Below are 14,425 nucleotides of genomic sequence, written 5' to 3' on the forward strand. Positions count from 1 at the left end.
CCTATTGCTGTTCGGCAGGATCTGTCGGCGCCGTCGATGCGACGCCGACACCGGACAGGATCTTCTGATAGAAGAGCCCTATCCCGATCAATACCCCGCCAAGGCCGATGAAGGACAGGGCCCGCAGGAAACCTTCGAGGTTGGACATGTCGATCAGGAACACCTTCAGGACAGCGACGAAGACGAGAACGGCCGAAGCGATGCGAATGCTCTTGGCATGGAAACGCGAACCGAGCACGAGCAGCAACACGCCCAGCAGCAGCCAGACAACCGAATAGGTGTAGGTCTCCCCCTGCAGGAAACCCTTCCAATCCGCGATGTTTTCCCCCTGCCATGCACGGCGGACCGTGAGGCTCGCCCAGGCGAAGGCCAGCACAGCGCCGCTGACCGCAAGCGCCATGACATAGGGCAACGGCCGCTTGTCACGCGCATACCAGGCCAGCCCCGCATAGCCGAGCCCCGGTAGCAGATAGCCGATCAGCAGGAGATCGAAGAACGGGATATGACCGAGAAGCTCGCCGCTGAAGTAAGGGTTGAGGCCGAGGAGATGCGCCGAAAGCACCGACAACATCGAAAGTACGCCGAGGCCCATGCCGCCATAGCGGAAGACCGGGCTCGGCGACTTCATGTCGAGGCTCATGAAGATCGCCGAGGCGCCGATCGCCAGCAGCGTGTAGATCGACTGCTCGCCGAGCGTCGGCACAGCGCTGTCGAGCACACCGCCGTTCATCGCGTGACGCACGAGGATCGCGAGCGTCAAGAGCACGAAGAGACTGGCGAGCGCCTGCAGGAGGTTGCGTACCCGTGTGTTCGACCAGGATCTCAGGAAATAGGCGGAGCCGGCGAGGAGCGCGGCGGGAATGCCGTAGCCCGGCAGGAGCGCGTTGAAGACAGGCGTGGTGCCGAGATTGCCGGCACCGACGATCGTCGGCTCCCAGGCGATGCGCCCGAGAACGACCACAGCCGCAGCACCGGTCATCCAGGGCAGGATCGGCCAGGTGCGGATGCGTGTCGCGAGCGCATAGGCCGTCCCGAGCACGGCAATCGCAAGTGTGGTGACGAGCCCATCGGTCCAGGCATGAAAGGCAAGGACAAAGAACGCGAACGAACCGGCGACCAGCAATCCAGCCGCGATATCGCGCGCCTCCGCCTCGCCGCCGCGACGGTAAAGCCAGTCCGCCAGCGCGAGCAGCGCGGCTCCGGCGAAGAGCGAGAACAGGCCGTGCGGCAGATCGAAGGCATAGTTGCCGGTCATCAGGAACGACATCGCCGTCAGGGCGATCGGGACAACCGCGGCGATGCCGGCCCAAAGGGTCGAATAGTGCGGATGCGTGACGAGGCGGCGCGATAGCACGAAGCCGCCGAGCAACACGAACAGCGCCGCAAGCAGCATTGCCGTGATCATGGCGGTGCGGCCAGGCAGGACGATCGTCGGCAGAGCGTCGGCGAGCGAGGGATCGAGATAGGCGAGCACACCACTCAGCGCCGTCAGGCTCCAGACGCCGGCCACTGCCCCGACGGCCGAAAGCACGGCGGGATAGACCGCCGTCGCTCGCCAGGCTCCCAAGGCAGCGAGGACAGCAATGACAACGGCAAACTCCGTCACCGGATACGTCGCCGCGGAAACCGCCGGGCTGATCAGAAGGAGCGCAAGCACCGTGGCGGCGATGGCCGCGGAAATGGAGATTGCCGCATGCGGCGGGATAAACAACCGTTCCCACTGTCCGGCAACGGCGCCGCGCCGCTGCGCACCCTCAGGCACTTCGGGCGCGGGTGCAGCTTCCGTAGCACCTGGCCAGACGAGGCCGATGCCGACGATCATCACCAACAGCGCAAATGTGACCGGCAGCGGTTCGAATGGCGAGGCCGCAGTGATATAGGCAAGCCCCCAAAGCCCGATGCCGACGTTGGCAAGGGTCGGCACTACCGTCCAAGTCCGCAGCCGCGACGCGAGCAAAGTCGCAAGCCAGACTACCGAGAGGAAACCGAAGAGGACCCAGGGGCGCGGTTCGTCGCTCGAGACGAGTGCCGGGGTTGCGAGCGAGGCAAGCAGACCGAGGCCGGCGAGCGCCTGCCCATGCAGCAGCGACAGACCAACGGTCGCCAGCGAGATCGCGGCCAGCAGAACGAATGCCGCGCCCGTGCCGATATAGCCGTAGATGCCATAGGCGGCATAGGCGACACCGAACAGGGTGACGGCGCCGGCCGCCGTCAGGATGCCGGGGATCATCGCATTTTGGAACTCATTGGCGATGACAGGCACCGCGCGCCTGCGAATGACCTCCCCTGCCGCCATCAGCAAGAGACCGAACAGGGCGGCAAGCGTCAGGCGAACCGCCGGGCTCAGGAGGCCGGCATCAATCGAATACTTGACCATGAAGACGCCGCCGAGCGCGAGCGCAATGCCACCGACCCAGACCGCCCAACGCGCGCCGAGGCGGCTTTCCAGGCTTTCGGTCTGACGGGCCGCAGCCGGAACCGGCTGTGGCGTTTCGGTGCTGGCGGCAATGGTCTCGCCACCCTCGATGTCTTCCGCCGCGTTCTCCGCGTCGCCGAAGATCCGGGCACCCTCGCGCGCGCCGGCGGTCAGGCCGATCGCAGCCTCCTCGACCGTGTCCGGTTCCACCGGCAATTCGGGCGCGGCGGCGAGGTCTTCGGTCGTCGCTTCGGCCTGAACGCCTTCGCCCGATGAGGTCTTCAGCCTCGCGACCTCCGCCTTCAGCGCGGCGATTTCGGCCCCCAGCCGCTCGGCCGTCTTGCGACCGCCGGCAAAGGCGGAAAGAGCGAGGATAAAGGCAAGAAAAGCAAAGAGTTCGAACATGTATTCCCCTGACGGTCGCACCGGCGTGCTCGGCGCAACCATACAAACTTTTGTACGCTCGCCAAATCTCTACAGCGCCGCGCGTCTTATCAGACTCACAAAGGTCGCTGTAGCACTCAGCATTGCGGCATGTTTCCTTAAATCGGTGACGATTCAAGGAAACATGCAATAGACGGCCGAGCACTGTAATCTCTTCACGGAATTGTCGCAGAACTGTCACCGAGCAACTGATACAGGCGGATGAACACCGCTGTCTCGGCGCGGTGGTTTCCATCGTTCAACCAGGAGACCCGATCATGGACAAGCATCTCGGCCAGACGGAAGAGACCGAATTCAAGACGCTGACGGAACGCAGGGAAGAGCTGGAAGACATTGGCCACAACTGTTCCACCAACCCGACGATGGGCGACATCATCCATCGCCGTTTCTCGCGCCGCTCGTTCATCGGCGGCTCGCTCGCCGTTGCCGCGATTTCGACGACGGTCAGCCCACTGGCTCTCCTGACTGCCGAAGAAGCACGCGCCGAGGAAGGTTCGCGCTTCGACTTCACCGAGATCGAAGCCGGCGTCGACGAGAAGCACCATGTCGCCGAAGGTTATGATGCCGACATCCTGCTGCGCTGGGGCGACAAGATCTTCGCGGATAGCCCGGAGTTCGACCCGAAGAACCAGACGGCCGCCGCCCAGGAAAAGCTGTTCGGCTACAACAACGACTATGTCGGCTTCATTCCGCTTGAGGGCAGCGCCGACCATGGCCTCCTGGTCGTCAACCACGAATATACCAATGCCGAGCTGATGTTCCCGGCCTTCGCCAGCGTCGTGAAGGAAAAGGTGACGAAGGACGGCAAGGAAGTCGAGGAAGAGAAGGTCGTTCTCGGTGAGTACACCAAGAAACTGGTCGACATCGAAATGGCCGCCCATGGCGGCACGATCATCGAGATCCGCAAGGTCGACGGCAAGTGGCAGCCGGTTCTCGACGGCAAGAACAATCGCCGCATCACGGTCAACACCGAGATGCAGATCACCGGGCCGGCCGCCGGTCATGACCGCCTGAAGACGCCGTCCGACCCGACGGGAAAGAAGGTGTTCGGCACGATCAACAATTGCGCCGGCGGGGTCACCGCCTGGGGCACCTACATGATGGCCGAAGAAAACTTCAACGGCTATTTCGGCGGCGAGCTCGCCGAAGACCACCCGGAGTACAAGCAGCTCAAGCGCCTGGGCGCACCGGGCGGCCAGTACGAATGGGCCTCCTTCTACGACCGTTTCGACGTCTCCAAGGAACCGAACGAAGCCAATCGCTTCGGCTGGATCGTCGAGGTCGACGCGCTGGATCCGACCTCGGTACCGAAGAAGCGCACCGCACTCGGCCGCTACAAGCACGAAGGCTGTGAATCGATCGTCAACAAGGATGGGCGCGTCGTGCTCTATTCCGGCGACGACGAGCGTTACGACTATGTCTACAAGTTCGTGACCAAGGGCGCCTTCAACCCTGATGATCGCGCCGCCAACATGGACCTCTTCGACGAAGGCACGCTCTATGTCGCCAAGTTCGACGAGGACGGCACCGTCACCTGGATGCCGCTTACCCACGGCGAAGGCCCGCTGACCGAAGCCAACGGCTTCGCCTCGCAGGCGGACGTGCTGATCAACACCCGCTTCGCCGCCGACGCGCTCGGTGCCACCAAGATGGATCGCCCGGAGGACGTTCAGCCGAACCCGAAGACGGGCAAGGTCTACGTGATGCTGACCAACAACACCAAGCGCAAGGCAGAAGAAGTCGACGCCGCCAATCCGCGCGCCAAGAACGCTTTTGGCCACATCGTCGAGATCACCGAGACCGACGGCGACTTCGCGTCGCTCAAGAGCCGCTGGGACGTGCTGCTGAAGTGCGGCGATCCCGCCGTTGCCGAGGTTGGCGCCTCGTTCTCGACGGCGACCACCAAGAACGGCTGGTTTGGCATGCCCGACAACTGCGCCATCGACACCGACGGCCGCCTCTGGGTTTCGACCGACGGCAACAACCAGAAGGAAACTGGCCGCACCGACGGCATCTGGGCGATCGACACGGACGGCAATGCCCGCGGCACGTCGAAGCTCTTCTTCCGCGTGCCGGTTGGCGCTGAAATGTGCGGTCCCTGCTTCAACCCGACGTCGGACACCTTCTTCCTGGCCGTCCAGCACCCGGGCGACGCCGGTCTTGCCACTTTCGAGACGCCAGCAACCCGCTGGCCTGATTTTAGGGATGACATGCCGGTGCGCCCGGCCGTCGTCGCGGTGACCAAGCAGGGCGGCGGCCGTATCGGCTGACAAAAGCTGCGATCGCAAAGAAGAACGCCGCGCTACTGCGCGGCGTTTCTTGTTTCTGGAGTTTTATTTGACGCCGCAATTCCGGACGGAAAACCGCTTCGCACTTTTCCTGGAAATGTATTTGAAGCGACGCAATTCCGGACGGAAAACCGCTTCGCACTTTTCCTGTAATTGCTTTTAACGCCGCAGATTGTCGATCGGGAAGATCGCGCAGGTTTCGGTGCCGTGGGCCAGCAGCTTGCCGTTTCCATCGCGAAGCCAGGCTTCCGAAGTCGCGATCGTTCGGCCGCGATGCACGATGCGCCCCTCGCAGAAGACCTCGCCCATGCCAGGGAGCAATGGCCGGACGAGGTTGACCTTGAATTCGACTGTCGTATAGGCCTCGCCGGGTTTCACCGTGGTGAAAACTGCACAGCCGAGCGCCGAGTCCATGATCGTCGCCGTCCATCCGCCATGCACCGTGCCGAGCGGATTGAGATGTTCCTCGGTCGGAAATCCCTTGAAGACCACCCGGCCGTCTTCGACTTCGCTCAGTCCGAACTTCAGTGTCTTCGACATCGGCGGCGCCGGCAGCTCGCCGCTCAGCAAGTCCTGCATCGCCTTGAGACCGCCGTCGCGGGCGACGCGGTCGAGCGACAGCACGCCGATACCGGATACGGACATGCCGGGATAAAGTTCTTGATACATTGATAACTCCTGGGGATCAGGCGGCTGAGGATTGCGCTTTCAGCGCTTTGAGTGCCGCATGGACGAAGCCGTCGCGCGCGGAAGAAACGTCGAGGCCGCGCGGCTCATAGACATGGCGGTGGAGGAAGAAGGCGGTCAGGAGGAAAGCGGCGGCAAGGCTGTCGTGATCGGCAGCCCGGCGTGCTTCGGCGGAGAGGAATTCCGGCAATACCAGCATGCGGTCGGCATAACGTTCCCCGGCCGAGCGGCAAACCGCCCTGCCCGATTTCGGCGACACATAGACAAGCTCGGTGCGGGCGCCGGTTGCCACACATTCCGTCAGATCGAGCCCGAAGCCGAGATCGTTGAGAACCGCGAGCTCGAAGCGCACGAACAATTCTCCGGCATCGGCCGGATCGGCGAGATGATCGACGATGACAGTCAGCGCCTCGTAGAGATGCGGATGCGGGTCACGCTCAGGCAGCAGCCGCAGGAGTGCGCCGAGCGCCTGGATGCCATAGACCGAGGTTGCCGTTTCCATCAAACGCGCAGCGCGCAGTTCCACCGGCTCAATGCGGAATTCGCCCATATGCTCGTCAAGCCGCGCGCGCCAGGTGACTTCCACCGAATTTCCCGGCTGCAACACCGGCTGCATGATGCGCGAGCGGCCCGAGCGCACCATGCCGAGATGTCGGCCGTGGGCGGCGCTCATGACCTCCACGATGGCAGAGCTTTCGCCGTGCCGTCGTATGCCGAGAATAATAGCCTGATCGCTCCATTGCATGGATATGGCATACACCCGCGGTCGAAAGCGGATCAAGCGAAGTTGCGATAGCCAGCGTGACACGGCCGATTGTCGCCTTTCGGCCACACTCACTGGTTGCCTCATTTGCGACATGCTGTCGCCGCCTCGACGCCGTCTTTGACAATAGAACGGAAGAGCGGCAAAAGCCGTGCCTCCCGCCCAAAATGACAATCAGCAGGATAATAAATTTCATTATGTGTGTGTCCCGGAACAGCGCCGGCCGCCTGGCGCAGCTCTTCGCCCTTCTTTTCGCCACCTCGACGCTCGCCAGTTGCGTCACCACGTCGGGGCCGGCCAAACCGAAGGGACCGGATCCATACTATGTGGCGATGTACGGGCCGCTACCCAACGAAAAGTTCCCACTGGATGCGATCGACATCAGCAAGGTCGACAAGCGCTATCTGCGTCAGCAGGTCGCCTACCAGACGCACGAGCCGCCGGGCACGATCGTGATCGATACCCAGAACCGCTTCCTCTACCTGGTCCAGGATGGCGGTATGGCGATGCGCTACGGAATCGGCGTCGGCAAGGCGGGCCTGGAGTTCGAGGGCGAAGCGCGCATTGCGCGCAAGGCGGAATGGCCGCGCTGGACGCCGACACAGGACATGGTGGCACGCGAACCGGAGCGCTATGGCCCGCTTGCCGGCGGCATGGCGCCGGGCGTGCGCAACCCGCTCGGGCCGCGCGCGCTCTATCTCTTCCAGGGCAGCCGCGACACGCTGTTCCGCATCCACGGCACGACCGAGGCCTGGTCGATCGGCAAGGCCGTCTCGAGCGGCTGCATCCGTCTCTTCAACCCCGATATCATCGATCTCTACAGCCGTGTGCCGCTCAATTCGCGCGTCGTGGTCCTGCAGGCGGAACCGCCGGTGACCGAACCGGCCGGCGGCGTGTCGATGGCGAGCGTTTCGAACGGCGGCCTGCCGCCGGCCTACTGATACCTGCTTGACGGAATGCCGGCCGCCTACCAGGCGTCCGGCGTCCGCACCATGTGCACGATATTGGCCGGATTCATGATCCAGCCGCCGCGAAAACCTTCGCCGAGATCTTCCACCGCATCACAGCGCACAGCGCCCCTGGCGGCGAGGTGATCAAGCGCGCCCACATGGTCATCGGTAAAGAGTTCGAGCCAGACCTCGGCCTGGCTGTAGTTCGGCGCCTCGTCGATCCAGAGTTGGTTGGGCCCAAGCTTGAAGCCGATGGCCGGCAGCTTTTCTTCGATGGGTTCGAGGCCGACCGTGTCGCGATAGAAGGCGACGACTGCCTCATATTGATGCGAGGGAACCTTCACGGCGATATTGATGCCGCCTGTGATTTTCGTCATGACGCAATCTCCCATTACCGCCCGGCGCCTGCCGATGCGGCTCATTGTTTGTGTTTCGATTGTCGACAATCGCGCCCGGATCCGGAGCGGAAAGCCCGGTGCCGGCTGGCTCAGGCTTGCGGCTCGAGTGCCGGCTTGCCTGAGAGTTCGCTGAGGTAATAGCCCTGGCGCAGGTTGATGCCGTATTCGAGCCAGGCCTTCATGCAGGCAAGCATCTGCGACCAGCCTTCGCAGTTGACATAAGACCCCTTCTGCCCCTGCTCGTTCTCGCGCCATCCCTTTTCGGCGATCGTCACCATAGTGGCGCCGTCATCCAGCGACTGGAAACGCATCTCCACGCGGGTCTGGTAGGGCTCCTCACCCTTGGCGACCATGGCGTCCCAGCGGAAGACGATCCGTTCGTTCTGCTCGACCGCCTCGACCTGCACCGGCACCTGCCCCCACCATTTGACCGTAGCCCCGGCGACCAGCGGTCCGCTGATGCCACCAAGGGTGACGAAATAGCGACTGAGCTGATCCGGATTGACGACGGCATCGAAGACCTGGGCGACCGGGCGATCGATCCGTCCATTCACGCGGAATTCGAAGGGCATCTGATGTTCCTCCTATTGAGCCCGAACAGAATATGTTATAAAAACATAACATGTCAAACGATTCGAAAGACGATCTCGTTTTCAAAGCTTTGGCCAATGGATTGCGCCGCCAGATGCTCGACGCTATGAAGCACGCGCCGCAGACGACCGGCATGCTCTGCGAACAATTCGCCAATCTCGATCGCTGCACCGTCATGCAGCATCTGAAGGTGCTGGAAGAGGCCGAACTCGTGCTCGTTCGCCGCGAGGGCCGCGAGCGCTGGAACCACCTGAACGCTTTGCCGATCCAAGCCATTCACGACCGCTGGATCAGCCAATATGCGGGGCACGCGATGTCGGTCCTCTCCGCCCTGCAACAGGGGCTGGACCAACCGTCGGAGTGATGGTTTCGACTTTCCATTGCCCGGCTTTCTTCGTAAGAACGCCCTGACAACACAATCTGGGGACATGGTCGTGCGCTACCTCATCACCGGCACCGCGGGCTTCATCGGCTTTCATCTCGCCAAGCGATTGATCGACGAAGGACATTTCGTGGTCGGCTTCGACGGCATGACTCCCTATTACGACGTGACGCTGAAGCAGCGCCGGCATGAGATCCTGGCGCGTTCGAACGGCTTCAAGGCTGTCGTCGGCATGCTCGAGGATCGGGCGGCGCTCAACCATGCGGCGGAGATTGCCGAGCCCGAGGTCATCATCCACCTCGCGGCCCAGGCCGGCGTCCGATACAGCCTTGAAAATCCCAAGGCCTATGTCGATTCCAACCTCATCGGCTCGTGGAACATCCTGGAACTGGCGCGGGAACTCGGCCCGAAGCACCTGATGCTCGCTTCGACGTCCTCGATCTACGGCGCCAACGAGAAGATCCCGTTTGCGGAGACCGATCGCGCCGACGAGCCGATGACGCTCTATGCCGCCACCAAGAAATCGATGGAACTGATGGCGCATAGCTATGCCCATCTCTACAAGGTTCCAACCACCGCCTTCCGCTTCTTCACGGTCTATGGTCCCTGGGGCCGGCCTGATATGGCGCTGTTCAAGTTCGTCGACGCCATCCACAAGGGGCAGCCGATCGACATTTATGGCGAAGGCCGTATGAGCCGCGACTTCACCTATATCGACGACCTCGTCGAAGGCATCCTCAGGCTCTCGCACGTGGCACCGGCGGAAGAAAACCGCGTGCCATCCGAGAAGGCCGAGGACACGCTGTCGCGCCAAGGACCGTTCCGTGTCGTCAACGTCGGCGGCGGCCAGCCGGTCGAACTGATGACGTTCGTCGAAACGGTCGAGAAGGCCGTCGGCAAGCCGGCACTGCGCAACATGCTGCCGATGCAGCAGGGCGACGTGCCGCGCACCTATGCCTCCCCTGATCTTCTGGAGGCATTGACAGATTTCAGACCCTCAATCCCGGTGGAAGAAGGCGTGGCGCGCTTTGCCGCCTGGTATGAGGAATACTACAATGTTGGCGGGAAAGCCGGATCCTCGGCCTCGCAGGCATAGATACGTGCAAACCAGCATGGTTTCCGCGTTCGCGGACAAGAGCTCGCCAGACAACAAAGGAAAGAGCCTATGAAAATCACAATGATCGGCGCCGGTTATGTAGGCCTCGTTTCCGGTGTGTGTTTTGCGGATTTCGGTCACGACGTCGTCTGTCTCGACAAGGATGAGAGCAAGATCGACGCGCTGATGCAGGGCCGTATTCCGATCTTCGAACCCGGCCTCGACCATCTGGTGGCCAGCAACGTCGCCTCGGGTCGACTGTCGTTCACGACCGATCTCGTTTCCGCCGTCGCCGACAGCGACGTCATTTTCATCGCGGTCGGCACCCCTTCCCGCCGCGGCGATGGTCATGCCGACCTCTCCTACGTGTATGCAGCGGCCCGCGAGATCGCCGAGAACCTCAGGGGGTTCACCGTCATCGTTACCAAATCCACCGTTCCGGTCGGCACGGGCGATGAGGTCGAGCGCATCATTCGCGAAACCAATCCTGACGCCGATTTCGCCGTCGTCTCCAATCCGGAATTCCTGCGCGAGGGTGCGGCGATCGAGGACTTCAAGCGGCCGGACCGGATCGTCATCGGTGTTGTCGACGATGATGCGCGGGCGCGTGACGTCATGACCGAGGTTTACCGGCCGCTCTATCTCAACCAATCGCCGCTCGTGTTCACGTCACGCCGCACCTCCGAACTGATCAAGTATGCCGGCAATGCCTTCCTGGCGATGAAGATCACCTTCATCAACGAGATGGCCGACCTCTGCGAAAAGGTCGGCGCCAATGTCCAGGACGTCGCCCGCGGCATCGGCCTCGATGGCCGCATCGGCTCGAAGTTCCTGCATGCGGGCCCCGGCTATGGCGGCTCGTGCTTCCCGAAGGACACGCTGGCACTGGTCAAGACCGCGCAGGACCATGACGCGCCCGTCCGGCTCGTCGAGACCACGGTTGCGATCAACGACAACCGCAAGCGGGCAATGGGCCGCAAGGTGATTGCGGCTGCCGGCGGCGACGTGCGCGGGCACAAGATCGCGATCCTCGGCCTCACCTTCAAGCCGAACACCGACGACATGCGCGACAGTCCGGCGATCGCCATCGTGCAGACGCTGCGGGATGCCGGCGCCCACATTATCGGCTACGACCCGGAAGGCATGGAGAACGCCAAGAAGATCATCGACGGCATCGACTATGCCAGCGATCCCTATGAGGCGGCCAACGAAGCGGATGCGCTAGTGATCGTAACGGAATGGAACGAGTTCCGCGCGCTTGACTTCCGCCGCCTGAAATCCGCGATGAAGACGCCTATTCTCGTCGACCTCAGGAACATCTACCGCCAGGACGAGGTTGCCAAGCACGGCTTTGCCTATTCCAGCATCGGCCGGCCCCTCTGAGGGCTTCGGCTGGCGGGAGGGCCGACTATGCTTTTGGAACTGGCAGCGGCGGCAGAGCTTCCCAACTCTTGCCGGCAAGGATGACGCAGCTACGGCCGTTGACGTCCGTGACGATCAATGTCCAGCTGCCGTTGTCGGCCGCATAGACTTCCAGGATCGCCTGAGGATTGATGAGCGCCGTGGCGGCTGGCTTTTCCCGATACTGCCGCGCCAGAAACTCGATCACCTCGGATCGGTTCGCGCAATTTATCGGGGCCTGCGAAACTGCGGGGACCGGGCGCGCCGTCACCCCGGCTGCCAGAAGGGCGGCCAGCGCGAAGCCGCGGATCACCTTGCGTACCATCACGCAACTCCTTTCACCGGATGCCCGGCGGAGGAGGAGTTTCCGCTAACCTTTTCCGCCGTAAATCCGGCTGCTCCATCGGCGCACTGCTCACAAAACAGCGCAGTTGCCACGATGGAGAGAGTATGGCGGAAAGCCGCGATTATTACAATTATCTAAATTATAGACCATCCATCGGAGACGCCGCGCGTCGTAATGACGCGCGGCGCTGCAGAACCGATGCCGAAGCTGCTATTTGCGCTTCATCGCCTCCATCAGGGCCGCACCAAAGGCGCCCTGCGACGGCGCTTGCGGCTTCTGCGGGCGCGTGGGCGCGCCACGGTTGCCGCCATTCGGTGCGCTGCCACGGGCCTCGCGGCCTGACTCAGCGCCACCATCCTTCCGCATCGTCAGGCCGATGCGCTTGCGGGCGACATCCACCTCAGTGACGCGGACAGTCACGACATCCCCGGCCTTCACCACTTCATGGGGGTCCTTGATGAAACGGTCCGCGAGTTGAGACACGTGGACGAGGCCATCCTGGTGGACGCCGATGTCGACGAAGGCACCGAAAGCCGCGACGTTGGTGACGGTGCCCTCGAGCTGCATGCCGACCTTCAGGTCCTTGATGTCGTCGATGCCCTCGGCAAAGGTCGCGGTCTTGAAGCTCGGGCGCGGGTCACGGCCCGGCTTTTCGAGTTCGGCGAGAATGTCCTTGACGGTCGGCAAGCCGAAGCGCTCGTCCACGAAGGTCCGTGGGTCGAGTTGCTTCAGGGCGACACTGTCGCCCATCAGAGCGCGCACGTCGCGCCCGCAGGCGGCCACGATCTTCTTGGCGACGCCATAGGCTTCCGGATGGACGGAGGAGGCATCGAGCGGCTCCTTGCCGTTCGGGATGCGCAGGAAGCCTGCGCACTGTTCGAAGGTGCGCGCGCCGAGCCGCGGCACTTTCAACAGTTCCTTGCGGCTTCCAAACGGCCCGGTCGCGTCACGATGCGCGACGATCGCCTCGGCCGAGGATTTGCCGAGGCCGGACACCCGGGCAAGCAGCGGTGCCGACGCCGTGTTGACGTCGACGCCGACGGCGTTCACCGCGTCTTCCACCACCGCATCGAGCGAGCGGCTGAGCTTCGACTGGTCGACGTCGTGCTGGTACTGGCCAACGCCGATCGACTTCGGCTCGATCTTCACAAGCTCGGCCAGCGGATCCTGCAAGCGGCGGGCGATCGAGACTGCACCGCGCAGCGAAACGTCGAGGCCGGGGAACTCCAAGGCGGCCGTTTCAGATGCCGAGTAAACCGAGGCGCCGGCTTCGGAAACGATGACCTTGGTCGGCTTCGGCGCCGGCAGCTGCAGGAGCATGTCGGCAACGAGCTTTTCGGTCTCACGGCTGCCGGTTCCGTTGCCGATCGCGATCAGCTCCACCTTGTGCTTGCGGATCAGCGAGGCGAGCTCGGCCTGCGTGCCACGAACGTCGTTCTTCGGTGGGAACGGGTAGACGGTCGTCGTTTCGAGCAGCTTGCCGGTGCCGTCGACCACCGCGACCTTGACGCCGGTGCGGATGCCCGGATCGAGGCCCATCGTGGCCCGCGATCCCGCAGGCGCGGCAAGCAGCAGGTCCTTGAGGTTGCGGGCGAAGACGTGGATCGCCTCCTCTTCGGCACGCTCGCGCAGTTCACGCATCAGGTCGAGCGACAGCGACATGGAGAGCTTCACGCGCCAGGTCCAGCCGATCATCTCGGCCAGCCATTTGTCACCCGGCAGATGGGCGCCGACATTGTAGGCGGCGGCAATCATGCGCTCGACCGGCTTTACCGGCGACGTGTCGTCCTGATCGACGACGATATCAACGGACAGAACCTCTTCGTTCCAACCGCGCAGCATCGCCAGCGCCCGGTGACCGGGCGTCGTCGCCCAGCGCTCGGAATGGTCGAAATAGTCGGAGAACTTGGCGCCGGCCTCCTGCTTGCCGTCGACGACCTTGGCGCGCAGGAAGGCGGCGCCCTTCATATGATTGCGAAGGCGGCCAAGCAGATCGGCGTTTTCGGTCATGCCTTCGGCGATGATGTCGCGCGCGCCATCAAGCGCCGCCTTCACATCAACCACCTCGGCGGTCAGGAAGGCCGTTGCGCGATCGGCCGGCGCGACGGAGCGATCGGCCAGAATCGCTTCCGCCAGCGGCGCGAGGCCACGCTCGCGGGCGATCTCAGCCTTGGTGCGGCGCTTCGGCTTGTAGGGCAGATAGATGTCTTCAAGTTCCGCCTTGGTTTCGACGGCAGCGATCTTGGCTTCCAGTTCGTCCGTCAGCTTGTCCTGCCCGCGGATCGACTCGAGGATCGATGCCCGACGCGCCTCGAGTTCGCGCAAGTAAGTCAGCCGCTCCGACAGCATACGCAATTGCGTATCGTCTAGGCCGCCGGTCACTTCCTTGCGGTAGCGCGCGATGAACGGCACCGTTGCCCCCTCGTCCAACAGCTCGACAGCGGCTTTAACCTGCGAAGGTGCTGCCTTGATTTCGCTGGCAATAATGGCGGCGATGGATTTAGCGGGGTTGGCCATGGGAATTCCGTCTTTCCTGCAGCGCTTGGAAGCACTGCACGTTTTGTCCTTGGATCGGAGATGATCCGCGGAAACAGGCAGTCGTTTGGTCGGCGACCATAAAGGCGCAGGGCTTCGAGGCCAAGTGAAGGCCTTCGGAGGAAATT

12 protein-coding genes are annotated in these 14,425 nt (G+C 62.9%); 5 read left to right on the forward strand and 7 right to left on the reverse strand.

Translation table 11 applies throughout. The features are described from left to right. Position 1 precedes the first annotated feature (1 nt). Positions 2 to 2,821 (reverse strand): DUF2339 domain-containing protein, encoded by a 2,820-nt coding sequence (locus AC070A_RS19650; protein ID WP_113479440.1) that lies wholly within the window; start codon positions 2,819 to 2,821, stop codon positions 2 to 4. Positions 2,822 to 3,117: 296 nt separating this feature from the next. Here AC070A_RS19650 and AC070A_RS19655 point away from each other — a divergent pair, with 296 nt between their 5' ends. Further along, the gene (locus AC070A_RS19655; protein WP_112947545.1) at positions 3,118 to 5,130 is read left to right on the forward strand and encodes a PhoX family protein; all 2,013 of its coding nucleotides are present in this window, start codon (positions 3,118 to 3,120) and stop codon (positions 5,128 to 5,130) included. A 177-nt stretch (positions 5,131 to 5,307) separates the two neighbouring features. Here the strand turns inward: AC070A_RS19655 and AC070A_RS19660 are convergent, their stop codons facing one another. Next, positions 5,308 to 5,817, reverse strand: a complete 510-nt coding sequence (locus AC070A_RS19660; protein ID WP_058320258.1) for a PaaI family thioesterase — start codon at positions 5,815 to 5,817, stop codon at positions 5,308 to 5,310. 16 nt (positions 5,818 to 5,833) lie between these two features. Continuing rightward, positions 5,834 to 6,580, reverse strand: coding sequence for a DNA repair protein RecO (gene recO / locus AC070A_RS19665; RefSeq protein WP_113479439.1), 747 nt, complete (start codon positions 6,578 to 6,580; stop codon positions 5,834 to 5,836). A gap of 215 nt (positions 6,581 to 6,795) precedes the next feature. Between recO and AC070A_RS19670 the strand changes: the two genes are divergently transcribed. Then, on the forward strand, positions 6,796 to 7,539 hold the full coding sequence (locus AC070A_RS19670) for a L,D-transpeptidase (protein WP_113479438.1): 744 nt from the start codon (positions 6,796 to 6,798) through the stop codon (positions 7,537 to 7,539). Positions 7,540 to 7,565: 26 nt separating this feature from the next. Here the strand turns inward: AC070A_RS19670 and AC070A_RS19675 are convergent, their stop codons facing one another. Beyond that, complete coding sequence (locus AC070A_RS19675) at positions 7,566 to 7,925, reverse strand: hypothetical protein (RefSeq protein WP_255571368.1); 360 nt, start codon at positions 7,923 to 7,925, stop codon at positions 7,566 to 7,568. Between the two features lie 110 nt (positions 7,926 to 8,035). Continuing rightward, on the reverse strand, positions 8,036 to 8,518 hold the full coding sequence (locus AC070A_RS19680) for an SRPBCC domain-containing protein (protein ID WP_113479437.1): 483 nt from the start codon (positions 8,516 to 8,518) through the stop codon (positions 8,036 to 8,038). 50 nt (positions 8,519 to 8,568) lie between these two features. On the opposite strand from AC070A_RS19680, the gene AC070A_RS19685 reads away from it, so the two are divergent. The 3 genes from AC070A_RS19685 (at position 8,569) to rkpK (ending at position 11,398) form a co-directional block, all read left to right on the forward strand. Then, the gene (locus tag AC070A_RS19685; protein WP_113479436.1) at positions 8,569 to 8,901 is read left to right on the forward strand and encodes an ArsR/SmtB family transcription factor; all 333 of its coding nucleotides are present in this window, start codon (positions 8,569 to 8,571) and stop codon (positions 8,899 to 8,901) included. A 70-nt stretch (positions 8,902 to 8,971) separates the two neighbouring features. After that, positions 8,972 to 10,015, forward strand: a complete 1,044-nt coding sequence (locus tag AC070A_RS19690; protein WP_112995473.1) for an NAD-dependent epimerase — start codon at positions 8,972 to 8,974, stop codon at positions 10,013 to 10,015. Positions 10,016 to 10,084: 69 nt separating this feature from the next. Beyond that, positions 10,085 to 11,398, forward strand: a complete 1,314-nt coding sequence (rkpK, locus tag AC070A_RS19695; protein ID WP_058329452.1) for a UDP-glucose 6-dehydrogenase — start codon at positions 10,085 to 10,087, stop codon at positions 11,396 to 11,398. 25 nt (positions 11,399 to 11,423) lie between these two features. Here rkpK and AC070A_RS19700 read toward each other — a convergent pair whose 3' ends face one another. Together AC070A_RS19700 and AC070A_RS19705 are read right to left on the reverse strand one after the other, a co-directional pair. Further along, complete coding sequence (locus AC070A_RS19700; protein WP_057252797.1) at positions 11,424 to 11,741, reverse strand: hypothetical protein; 318 nt, start codon at positions 11,739 to 11,741, stop codon at positions 11,424 to 11,426. Positions 11,742 to 11,972: 231 nt separating this feature from the next. Further along, positions 11,973 to 14,279 (reverse strand): Tex family protein, encoded by a 2,307-nt coding sequence (locus tag AC070A_RS19705; protein WP_057252799.1) that lies wholly within the window; start codon positions 14,277 to 14,279, stop codon positions 11,973 to 11,975. Positions 14,280 to 14,425: the final 146 nt, after the last annotated feature.

It is taken from the genome of Ensifer sp. GW101-20A05, assembly GCF_059424735.1.

What these genes read in the sequence shown, in the direction of transcription:
- AC070A_RS19680 (WP_113479437.1), bottom strand. Translation starts at nt 8,518, where the DNA reads ATGCCCTTCGAATTCCGCGTGAATGGACGGATCGATCGCCCGGTCGCC.
- AC070A_RS19675 (WP_255571368.1), bottom strand. Translation starts at nt 7,925, where the DNA reads ATGACGAAAATCACAGGCGGCATCAATATCGCCGTGAAGGTTCCCTCG.
- AC070A_RS19685 (WP_113479436.1), top strand. Translation starts at nt 8,569, where the DNA reads ATGTCAAACGATTCGAAAGACGATCTCGTTTTCAAAGCTTTGGCCAAT.
- AC070A_RS19655 (WP_112947545.1), top strand. Translation starts at nt 3,118, where the DNA reads ATGGACAAGCATCTCGGCCAGACGGAAGAGACCGAATTCAAGACGCTG.
- AC070A_RS19660 (WP_058320258.1), bottom strand. Translation starts at nt 5,817, where the DNA reads ATGTATCAAGAACTTTATCCCGGCATGTCCGTATCCGGTATCGGCGTG.
- AC070A_RS19700 (WP_057252797.1), bottom strand. Translation starts at nt 11,741, where the DNA reads ATGGTACGCAAGGTGATCCGCGGCTTCGCGCTGGCCGCCCTTCTGGCA.
- AC070A_RS19705 (WP_057252799.1), bottom strand. Translation starts at nt 14,279, where the DNA reads ATGGCCAACCCCGCTAAATCCATCGCCGCCATTATTGCCAGCGAAATC.
- AC070A_RS19650 (WP_113479440.1), bottom strand. Translation starts at nt 2,821, where the DNA reads ATGTTCGAACTCTTTGCTTTTCTTGCCTTTATCCTCGCTCTTTCCGCC.
- recO (WP_113479439.1), bottom strand. Translation starts at nt 6,580, where the DNA reads ATGCAATGGAGCGATCAGGCTATTATTCTCGGCATACGACGGCACGGC.
- AC070A_RS19670 (WP_113479438.1), top strand. Translation starts at nt 6,796, where the DNA reads ATGTGTGTGTCCCGGAACAGCGCCGGCCGCCTGGCGCAGCTCTTCGCC.
- rkpK (WP_058329452.1), top strand. Translation starts at nt 10,085, where the DNA reads ATGAAAATCACAATGATCGGCGCCGGTTATGTAGGCCTCGTTTCCGGT.